Source organism: Thermomonas sp. (genome assembly GCF_047606765.1).
Taxonomy (GTDB): domain Bacteria; phylum Pseudomonadota; class Gammaproteobacteria; order Xanthomonadales; family Xanthomonadaceae; genus Thermomonas.
Map to the genome: position 1 here is coordinate 1 of NZ_JASGED010000009.1, position 9,819 is coordinate 9,819.

8 protein-coding genes are annotated in these 9,819 nt (G+C 61.4%); 3 read left to right on the top strand and 5 right to left on the bottom strand.

The features are described 5' to 3' along the window. The 3 genes from QM612_RS00925 to QM612_RS00935 all read right to left on the bottom strand — a co-directional run. Window positions 1-713 (bottom strand): sodium:solute symporter family transporter (locus tag QM612_RS00925; protein WP_415252019.1); only part of this gene is annotated, 713 nt, incomplete at its 3' end. After that, window positions 710-1,027, bottom strand: a complete 318-nt coding sequence (locus QM612_RS00930) for a DUF485 domain-containing protein (protein WP_415252020.1) — start codon at window positions 1,025-1,027, stop codon at window positions 710-712. The genes QM612_RS00925 and QM612_RS00930, both read right to left, overlap by 4 nt. 29 nt (window positions 1,028-1,056) lie before the next feature. After that, window positions 1,057-2,442: a DcaP family trimeric outer membrane transporter gene (locus QM612_RS00935; protein ID WP_415252021.1), complete on the bottom strand. Its 1,386-nt coding sequence runs from the start codon at window positions 2,440-2,442 to the stop codon at window positions 1,057-1,059. Window positions 2,443-2,644: 202 nt separating this feature from the next. Here QM612_RS00935 and acs point away from each other — a divergent pair, with 202 nt between their 5' ends. Further along, complete coding sequence (gene acs / locus QM612_RS00940) at window positions 2,645-4,582, top strand: acetate--CoA ligase (protein WP_415252022.1); 1,938 nt, start codon at window positions 2,645-2,647, stop codon at window positions 4,580-4,582. Between the two features lie 559 nt (window positions 4,583-5,141). Here the strand turns inward: acs and hemF are convergent. Then, on the bottom strand, window positions 5,142-6,110 hold the full coding sequence (hemF, locus tag QM612_RS00945) for an oxygen-dependent coproporphyrinogen oxidase (protein WP_415252023.1): 969 nt from the start codon (window positions 6,108-6,110) through the stop codon (window positions 5,142-5,144). 25 nt (window positions 6,111-6,135) lie between these two features. Then, on the bottom strand, window positions 6,136-6,972 hold the full coding sequence (locus tag QM612_RS00950) for an EamA/RhaT family transporter (protein WP_415252024.1): 837 nt from the start codon (window positions 6,970-6,972) through the stop codon (window positions 6,136-6,138). Window positions 6,973-7,208: 236 nt separating this feature from the next. On the opposite strand from QM612_RS00950, the gene QM612_RS00955 reads away from it, so the two are divergent. Together QM612_RS00955 and QM612_RS00960 are read left to right on the top strand one after the other, a co-directional pair. After that, complete coding sequence (locus QM612_RS00955; RefSeq protein WP_415252025.1) at window positions 7,209-8,510, top strand: DNA cytosine methyltransferase; 1,302 nt, start codon at window positions 7,209-7,211, stop codon at window positions 8,508-8,510. 41 nt (window positions 8,511-8,551) lie between these two features. Continuing rightward, complete coding sequence (locus QM612_RS00960; RefSeq protein ID WP_415252026.1) at window positions 8,552-9,631, top strand: hypothetical protein; 1,080 nt, start codon at window positions 8,552-8,554, stop codon at window positions 9,629-9,631. Window positions 9,632-9,819: the final 188 nt, after the last annotated feature.

Below are 9,819 nucleotides of genomic sequence, written 5' to 3' on the forward strand. Positions count from 1 at the left end.
CTGAAGCCGTAGTTCGCCAGCACCATGAAGGCCATGAAGGTCACGCCGGCCAGCAGCAGGCAGGCCTTGATGATCTGCACCCAGGTGGTCGCGGTCATGCCGCCGAACAGCACATAGACCATCATCAACACGCCGACGATGACCACTGCGATCCAGTATTCCAGCCCGAACAGCAGCTTGATCAACGCGCCTGCGCCGACCATCTGCGCAATCAGGTAGAACGCCACCACCACCAGCGTGCCGGATGCGGCGAAGGCGCGGATCGGGGTCTGATTGAAGCGGTAGCCAGCCACATCGGCGAAGGTGAACTTGCCGAGGTTGCGCAGGCGTTCGGCCATCAGGAAGGTGATGATCGGCCAGCCGACCAGAAAGCCCACCGAATAGATGATGCCGTCGAAGCCGCTGGACATCACCATCGCGGAGATGCCGAGGAACGACGCCGCGCTCATGTAGTCGCCGGCGATCGCCAGCCCGTTCTGGAAGCCGGTGATGCCGCCGCCGGCGGTGTAGAAATCCGCCGCCGAGCGCGTGCGCGCCGCCGCCCACTTGGTGATCCACAAGGTGGCGATGACGAACACCGCGAACATGCTGATCGCCACCCAGTTGGTCGGCTGCTTGTCCACCTGGCCGAGGTCGCCGCCTGCGGCCAATGCGGCGTTGCTTGCAAGCATCGCAGCCAGCGCGAGCGATGCATTGATCTTCGATGCGTTCATCGGGTCGCGTCCTCCAGGATTTCGGCGGTCAGGCGGTCGTACTCGCCATTGGCGCGGCGCACGTACAACCCGGTGATGACGATGGTGAAGACGATCACGCCGAACGCGATCGGGATGCCGAGGGTGGTCACGCCTTCGCCCAATGGTTTTGCCAGCAGTTCCTTGTCGAAGGCGATCAGGCCGACGAAGCCGTAATAGACGATCAGCATCAGGATGGTGAGCAGCCAGCCGAAGCCGTTGCGCTTGCGCTTGAGCGCCTGGTATTTCGGGTTGGCCTCGATCCTGGCCACCACGGGGTCGTTCATGTCGGACATGCGGGTTCTCCGGTTGTGCCGTTGTGGCGTCAGAAGCTGTACTTGACGGTGGCTTGCACGCGCTTGAGGTCGCCTTCGCGGCTGTCCTCCAGTTCGCGCTTGCCGTAGCCGATCTCGACGCCAACATCGAGCTTCGGCAGTGGCGAATAGATCAGGTTGGCGTGGATGGACGAAGCGCGTTCGGTGGCTGCTTCACTCAGCAGGTTCCAGCCGGCCAGATCCTTGTCGTTGTCGAAGGCGGCCATCGAGTACATCAGGTTGCTGCGCAGCTTCGGCCCGATCACGTGCCGCCACGCCACGAAGCCGCCCATGCCGGTGACTGCGTGCAGTTCGCCGTTTGCATCCAGCGCGGTATCCGGGCCAAGGCCGAAGGCCATGTAGCGGCCCAGCCCGTCGCCGTAGTTCGCCATCCAACGGATGTCGTCGCTGTCGCCGAGATTGAACTTGCCGGACAGGCTCACCGCAGCGCCGGATGCCGTTTCATCACCCGCCTTGAACTGGCGCAGCAGGCCGGCGGCGGAGAAGTGGCCCCACTTGCCCTTGGTCACCCAGCGTGCGGTCAGGTCGGGCATGGTGTTGGAACCGGTGCCGTTGGTACGCGCGGCGGTGGCGATGGTGTTGACCGTGGTCTGCGGGTTTTCCGCCGACACCGAGAAGCCGCCCTTGGTGTAGCGGATCTGCGCCTGCCGCACGAAGGTGGCGCCTTCGGTGACGCCGACAAAGTCCACCGCGTCCGGCAGCGCGGCGGTGTCCTGGAAGTTCGACCAGGTCTGGCCGGCCAGCCAGTTGTTCCAGCTCACATAGGCCTGGCGCAGTGTCACCGCGTAGGTGTTGGTGGCGACCTCGTTGCCGGCCAGCGCATTGCTGCCGCCGCCGAAGAAGTCCATCTCCACATAGCCCTTCAGCTTGTCGCCGTTGTCGGTGACGTGGTCGGCGCTCAGCCAGAAGCGCGAGAACTGCGCGTGGAAATCGGTGTACGGGTCGCTGTCCGGCTCGGCACCGTTGGCGACCACCGGGATCGTGCTGGGCACGTAGAACAGCCGGCCCGAACTGCCATCGGCAATCGCGCCGTCGCTGGTGTCGGTGAGCATGCCGTCGAACTTGATGAAGCCGCCGTAGGAGAACGTGCTGTTGGGGTTGCCGGCGGTGAGGATCGGGGTGGACTGGATCTTCGGCTTGCCGTCGGCAGCCGGTGCCTGCGCCACCTTCACTTCGTCCAGTTGCGTTTGCGTCTGCGCGATGCTGGCTTGCTGTTGTTGCTGCGCGGACAGCAGCGCCTGCACTTGCGCCTCAAGCTGCGCGATGCGTGCTTCAAGCTCCTTCTCTTTCGCCGTCTGGCCGAAGGCCAGTCCCGGCGCGAGCAGCGCGACGGTCACCGCCAGCATCAGTCGTTTGCGTGGGTTGCGCGTCTGCATCGTTCTCCTCCTGCGGGATACCCGTGCCCGCAGACTGCATACGCGCGGGTGGCGCGGATATTCGCCATTGGTCGAAATCGGCTTCGACTTCGACCAAGGTCTAATCTGCATGCGGCAACGCAACAGAGTGGATGCGGCACACTTCGACCCACAGGTGCGCGGCCCCCGCCGCGCAGTGCAATCGGGATACGTGGAGGGAGCGATGAGCGATATCTATCCGGTGGACCCGGCGACGAATGCGCGGCTGACGCGCGAGGCTTACGCGGGCATGTACGACGCGGCGATCCAGAACCCGGAGGCATTCTGGCTGGACGTTGCCAAGCGTCTTGACTGGTACAAGCCACCGACCCGCGCCAAGGATGTCAGCTACAACCTCGATGACTTCCACATCCGCTGGTTTGACGATGGCGAACTCAATGCCAGCGTCAATTGCCTGGACCGGCATCTGGAGAAACACGGCGACAAGGTGGCGCTGATCTTCGAGCCGGACAGCCCCGACACGCCTTCGCAACGCATCACCTATCGCGAGCTGCATGCCCGCGTGTGCAGGCTGGCGAACGCGCTGCGCAGCCTGGGCGTCGGCAAGGGCGACCGCGTCACCATCTACCTGCCCATGATCCCGGACGCAGCGGTGGCGATGCTGGCCTGCGCGCGCATCGGTGCGGTCCACATGGTGGTGTTCGGCGGCTTCGCGCCCAATTCGATTGCCGACCGCGTGGCCGACTGCGGCAGCAAGCTCATCATCACTGCCGATGAAGGCCTGCGCGGTGGCCGCAAGGTGCCGTTGAAGGTGAATGTCGATGAGGCATTGAAACTGCCCGGCACCAACTCGGTGGAAACCGTGCTGGTGGTGCGCCATACCGGTGGCGCGGTGGACATGCAGATGCCGCGTGACCGCTGGTTTGACGCGGTGGTGGACAGCCAGCCCGATACCTGCGAACCGGAACGCATGAACGCGGAAGATCCGCTGTTCATCCTCTACACCTCCGGCAGCACCGGCAAGCCCAAGGGCGTGCTGCATACCACCGGCGGTTATCTGCTGTGGGCCGCCTACACCCATGAGATGGTGTTCGACCTGCGCGAGGACGATGTGTTCTGGTGTACCGCCGACGTGGGCTGGGTGACCGGCCACAGCTACATCGTCTATGGCCCGCTGGCGAATGCCGCCACCGAGGTGATGTTCGAAGGCGTGCCGAACTACCCCACGGTGTCGCGCTTCTGGGAAGCCATCGACAAGCACAAGGTCACCATCTTCTACACCGCACCCACCGCCATCCGCGCGCTGATGCGCGAAGGCGTGGAGCCGGTGGCGAAAACCTCGCGCAAGTCACTGCGCATCCTTGGCAGCGTTGGCGAGCCGATCAACCCCGAAGCATGGCGCTGGTATTACGAGAACGTCGGCGACAGCCGTTGCCCGGTGGTGGATACGTGGTGGCAGACCGAAACCGGCGGCATCCTGATTTCGCCGATTGCCAATGTCACCGACCTCAAGCCCGGTTCCGCCACCAAACCGCTGCCGGGCGTGCGTCCGGAACTGGTCGATGCCAACGGCGTCGTGCTGGAAGGCGCGACCGAGGGCAATCTTGTGCTGCTGGATTCGTGGCCGGGCCAGATGCGCACGGTGTATGGCGACCACCAGCGTTTCATCGATACCTATTTCAAGACCTATCCGGGCATGTACTTCACTGGCGACGGCTGCCGCCGCGACGAGGACGGCTACTACTGGATCACCGGTCGCGTTGATGACGTCATCAATGTCAGCGGCCACCGCATCGGCACCGCCGAGGTGGAAAGCGCGCTGGTGGCGCATCCGAAGGTGGCCGAAGCGGCGGTGGTGGGCTTCCCGCACGACATCAAGGGGCAGGGCATCTACGCCTACGTCACCCTGATCGCGGGCGAGGCCGAAAGCGACGCACTGCGCAACGAACTGGTGGCTTGGGTGCGCAAGGAAATCGGCCCGATTGCCTCGCCGGATTTCCTGCAATGGGCACCGGGCCTGCCCAAGACCCGCAGCGGCAAGATCATGCGCCGCATCCTGCGCAAGATCGCCGAAAACGCGCCGGATCAACTGGGCGATACCACCACGCTGGCCGATCCGTCGGTGGTCGAATCACTGGTGAAGAACCGCCGGCAGGCCTGATGTGGGCAACGGGATGGCGCGTGCGGGCAGGGCAACCGGCCCGCGCCGCCATGCATTCAGGCGATACCGGATTCTGGCGATGAATCATTCCTGAACCCTACGGATTTTTAACCGAAATCTTCACGAACTATCCATGCCCCGAATGTTCTTATCTCCTGCAACGGGTGCAACGCCCGTTGCGAGATGATCACTACCCCTCCCCTGGTGTGGTCATTGCGGAAGGAGTACAGGTTCTCCCCAGCCTGCCTTCCCCCCCGGCCCCGCAGTCCCCCCCCTGGCTGCGGGGCTTTTTTACGTCTGCGCTTTTTGCGCAGGCGTAAAAACCCCAAAGTTTGCTTCGCAAACTTCGGGCCCCGGCTAGTGCTTCCATTCCCGGCCCGGCTTGGCACAAGCCGGGCGTTCGTCTGGCCTGCGCGGCAGTGCCGCGCAAGCAGGCCAACTCACCCCCGCGCCTGCCTGCGCGCCCCCTTTAACTAAAGGGGGCTTTCCTCCATGAAGGAACATCGTTGCTTGTGAGAGCGGCTTCTGTAGGCCGGGAGCTTGCTCCCGGCGCATGCGCTCAGCCCAGTTCCGCCAGCCAATCACGCGGGCGCAGGTAATCGGCCAGCCGCGCTTCGTCGCTGCCGGCTTCGGGCGCGTAGCCGTATTCCCAGCGCACCAGAGGCGGCAGGCTCATCAGGATGGATTCGGTGCGTCCGCCGCTCTGCAATCCGAACAGCGTGCCGCGATCGAAGACGAGATTGAACTCCACGTAGCGCCCGCGCCGGTACAGCTGGAATGCACGTTCGCGTTCGCCGTACGGCGTGTCCTTGCGGCGTTCAATGATCGGCAAATACGCATCAAGGAAGCCATCGCCAACCGCGCGCAGGTAGCCGAAGTCGGCGTCAAAATCCCCGTGCAGATCATCGAAGAACAATCCGCCCACGCCGCGCGTCTCGCCGCGATGCTTCAGGAAGAAATATTCATCGCACCATTGCTTGTGTGCGTCATAACGCGCCTGCCCGCCGAACGGTTCGCACAACGCACGCGCGGTGCGGTGCCAGTGCAGCACGTCCTCATCGAACGGATAGAACGGGGTCAGGTCGAAGCCGCCGCCGAACCACCAGGCCACGGTTTCGCCATCGCGGATCGCGCGGAAGTGGCGCACGTTGGCATGCGTGGTGGGAAGAAATGGATTGCGCGGATGGAACACCAGCGACACGCCGACCGCATGCCATGATGCACCGGCCAGTTCCGGTCGCGCCGCCGTTGCCGAAGGTGGCAGCGCAGTGCCCGACACATCGGAAAAACCAATGCCGGCCTGCTCGAACACCGCGCCTTCGCGCAGCACGCGGGTGCGGCCACCGCCGCCCAGGGATGGGCCAGTGTCGCGGGAGGCAGGATGCCGGGAGCGACCGCCGCCTTCGCTGCGTGACCACAGGTCTTCGCGGAACGTCGCCGCGCCGTCGGCGGCTTCGATGGCGGCGCAGATCCGATCCTGCAGGCCGGTGAGGTAATCGCGGACTTCGTCGATGGCGGGAATGTTCATCCGCATATTGTAGAAGCTGCGGGCATCAACCCCATGCCAGCAGCGCGATTGCCACCAGCGCCAGCAGCAGGCCGATGATGTTCGTGCGGCTCAGGCGCTCCCGGAACAGCGTCACGCCCACCAGCGCGCCCAACGCCACCACGCCCAGGTTCATGCTGGCAAACACCAGCGCAGGTTGCTCCGGCAGCGCGCGGTGCGCGCGCAGGTAGAACAGGATGTTGGCGAAGTTGCACAGCCCCAGCAGCAGGCCACCCAGTGCGTTGCGCAGGGTGAAGCGCGACTTGCGCATGAACTGGATGATGAAGGCGACGGCAAGCGCCAGCGCGAACACCCCCAGCAGCGAACTGCCCAGCGGCAAGCCCGCAGCAGCCACGCGCTTGAACAGCACATCGATCACGCCGAAACCGGCAAACACCGCCAGCGGCCAACCCCAGTGCGCCTTGTCGCCGCCCGCACTGCCGCGCCAGACCATGCAGGCCAGCGCCAGCAGCCCCAGCGCGCAACCGATCAGCTTCACGCCGTTCGGCGTTTGCCCGAACAGGGTGAACGCCGCCAGCAGCGGGATCAGCAGCGACAGCCGCTGCGCCGCGTCCGACCGCACGATGCCGGCATGCCGCACCGATGCCGCCAGCGCCAGGAAGATCGTCGGCAGCAGCACGCCCAGCGCGGCCAACGTGAACCACGGCGCATCGGCCCCGCGCAGCGGCGCGGCCGCAGGCTGCAACACCAGCAGTGTGAGCGTCAGCGTGGCGACGTAATTCCACGCCACCGCCTGCCCGACATCCACACCGCTGCGCTTCGCCAGCTTGAGCAGCACCGATACCAGCACGCTGCACAGCGCGGCCAACAGAACGTAGTGCATCAGGGCATGCCCTGATGGTTAAAGTGGTTTGCGGATATGTGCTGCATGCGCGGCATTCTAGAGGTGCATGCGGGTGCGGCACGCTGCACGAAGCCACGCAACTTCCCCGCGTCCACGTTGTTCGATATGACCCAAACTTAGCCCGACCAGCAACGGCTTGCACCTGCCTGCACCGACTAAAGATGCCACGACTGCAAGAACTTACGGAAGAACCAGCACGCGAGTACCATAGTCCAATGGCTAAGCAGTCAGACCACATCGTATCTCTCTTTTCTGGTGCAGGTGGGTTCTCCTATGGCTTCACTTCGGTTGGACTCAAGCCTCTCTTCGGTGCCGAGCTGAACAAGCACGCGTGCCATACATACGAAGACAACATTGGTAGTCCCTGCCACAACGTTGACCTTAGTAGTGTTTCTCCGGGCTACTTCAAGAAACTTCTTGGTGGAGCACAGCCATTTGCCATCATCGGAGGCCCGCCTTGCCAAGGGTTCAGCACGGCAGGCCCACGTAATGCTGATGACCCACGCAATCGCCTCATCTTCAACTACCTTCGAATAGTCGATGAGGTGCGGCCGCGATGGTTTATTTTCGAAAACGTCGAGGGCTTGCTCACTTCTGGTCGTGGAAAGGACGTCTCAGCGCTGATCCAGATGTTCTTGGAAATCGGCTACAGCGTCAGGCTGGAAAAGGTGAATCTCGCCGGGTACGGCGTTCCCCAGACACGAAAGCGAGTTCTAATTATTGGCAACAGGCTCAATGCAGATTTTAGTTTTCCCGAGGAGAAGTTTTCATACGATTCTGGGAAGGCCAAGAAACTGAGTGGGAAACCATTCGCTCCAACGCTAATGGATGCCATTGCAGGTTTGGGGGGGGCTGTCAAAAAGCGAGCTGAAATAGCCACGTATTCCACGAGTGTACCTTTGAATCCGTATGACGCGGCAATGCGCGACGGAAACTTGACGTTGGAGGTCACTGAACATACTGACACGACGTTCGCCCAGGATGCACACAGGTATCGCTTTCTTAAGCCGGGGCAGTCGATGAAGGACTTACCCGAAGAGCTGTGGCATGACAGTTTCAAGCGACGAGCATTCCGCCGAGTAATGGATGGAACGCCAACCGAAAAGCGGGGTGGTGCACCTTCTGGAATAAAGAGGCTTCACGGAAACCTGCAAAGTCTGACTATCACAAGCGCCGCCTCTCGGGAATTCATTCATCCACTGGCCGATCGACCACTGACTCGACGTGAGTGCGCAAGACTCCAATCCTTTCCGGATTGGTACCGTTTCCATGGGGCCGCTGCCAATGTCGCCCAACAAATTGGTAATGCGGTTCCACCCTTGGCTGCGGCGGAATTCGCTCGTCATCTTCGTAATCTGGATGGAGTTTTTGGCTCCGATCTGAAGAGCCCAAGCTTCCATGCCTCGCCGCGCCTGCTTGGTTACGTGTTGACCGATGCGACAGGTATGAGTGATGCGCTCAAGGTAACCGAATCTCTCCTCCACGACCTTATGCAGTCGGAGCTTTTGTTCGCATGATACCAAAGCAGCCTCGGCTTAACGCCGAAGAATCTAAGCTCTTGACAAAAGTTATGACAATGGGCCTTGGCACCAACCTCCCAGTTGTCATGACGCCGAGTGAATTAGCTAAGCTGATAGGAGTCATCTACCACGATACGGGAATGGATGCTGCCCTTGAGGAAGAAATGCCGGGCCTGTGGGCACGCATTAATCCAGGGCGGGATTACTACGAGATTCCACAATCATGGTTCCAGGAGCCGATTGAGTTAGAAGATGGCCAACATGTCGCGCTCATGAAGCTCGGTCACGATCAAATCGAAGATTTCTCCACATATCTTCGCTGCATCAGTGAGCTTCACAAACGGCGCCGTAAGTACACGATGATTTTGTCGGCTCAACCTATGCCGACCATGGTGCAAGTCTCACCTCGCTCGCTGATGGAGTTTGGAACAACCAAGTCTGAAGCTCTGGCTTCATGGCTGACTTGGCGGAAATTCTTCTACGATTTGGATAACCGGTCAGCCCAAGAGACCGGATACTTGTTTGAACCAATTCTGGCGGCGGCCATTGGCGGTGAACAGAAGAGCGCAAAAACCAAGGTGGTAACCCGCACTGGGGATGACTCGAAAGGCCGTCAGGTTGATTGCTGGAAGGTGCTTCCAAACGATGAACGGCTCGCCTATGAATTCAAGCTTCGTGTAACTATCGCGGCGAGTGGGCAAGGCCGCTTTGGCGAAGAGATTCAGTTTGCTGAGGATGCAAGAAATTCCAATGCAACACCGATATTGATTGTATTGGATCCAACCATGAGTCCACGCCTTGAAGATTTGCAGCGGGCTTATGAGGCGAAAGGGGGCCGCGCATACTTGGGCGAAGACGCATGGGCACACCTCGAAGAGGAAGCTGGCAATGTTATGTCCAAGTTCATCGAGAAGTATGTGCGGTGTCCAATAGAGGAAATTAGCCGATTCGAACGAGTAGTGGAGGATCGACCAGGAAAAGCGCACTTAGATTTGTTGCCACTGCGCGCGTTGTATGAGGCAGGCAGGATTACTTTGCAACTCGGCGACTTCACAAGGGAAATTTCTCGGGAAGAAGTCCAAAGCCTCGGGGAAGAAGAGGATGGCGAGAGTAAATGAGCATGCGTGTCGTATCGCGGTGCAGATCAACCTTGAGCATGTGCTGGCCGAGCAGGCGCGTTGGAGTCTGTAAATTGAACTGTGTAACTGCCCTTTGACCCGCAGCCGGCGATACCGGCAGGAGCAGCGACATGGAACTGAGCAAGACGACCCTGAACGAGTTGACGGCGGACTGCAAGACGCCGGGC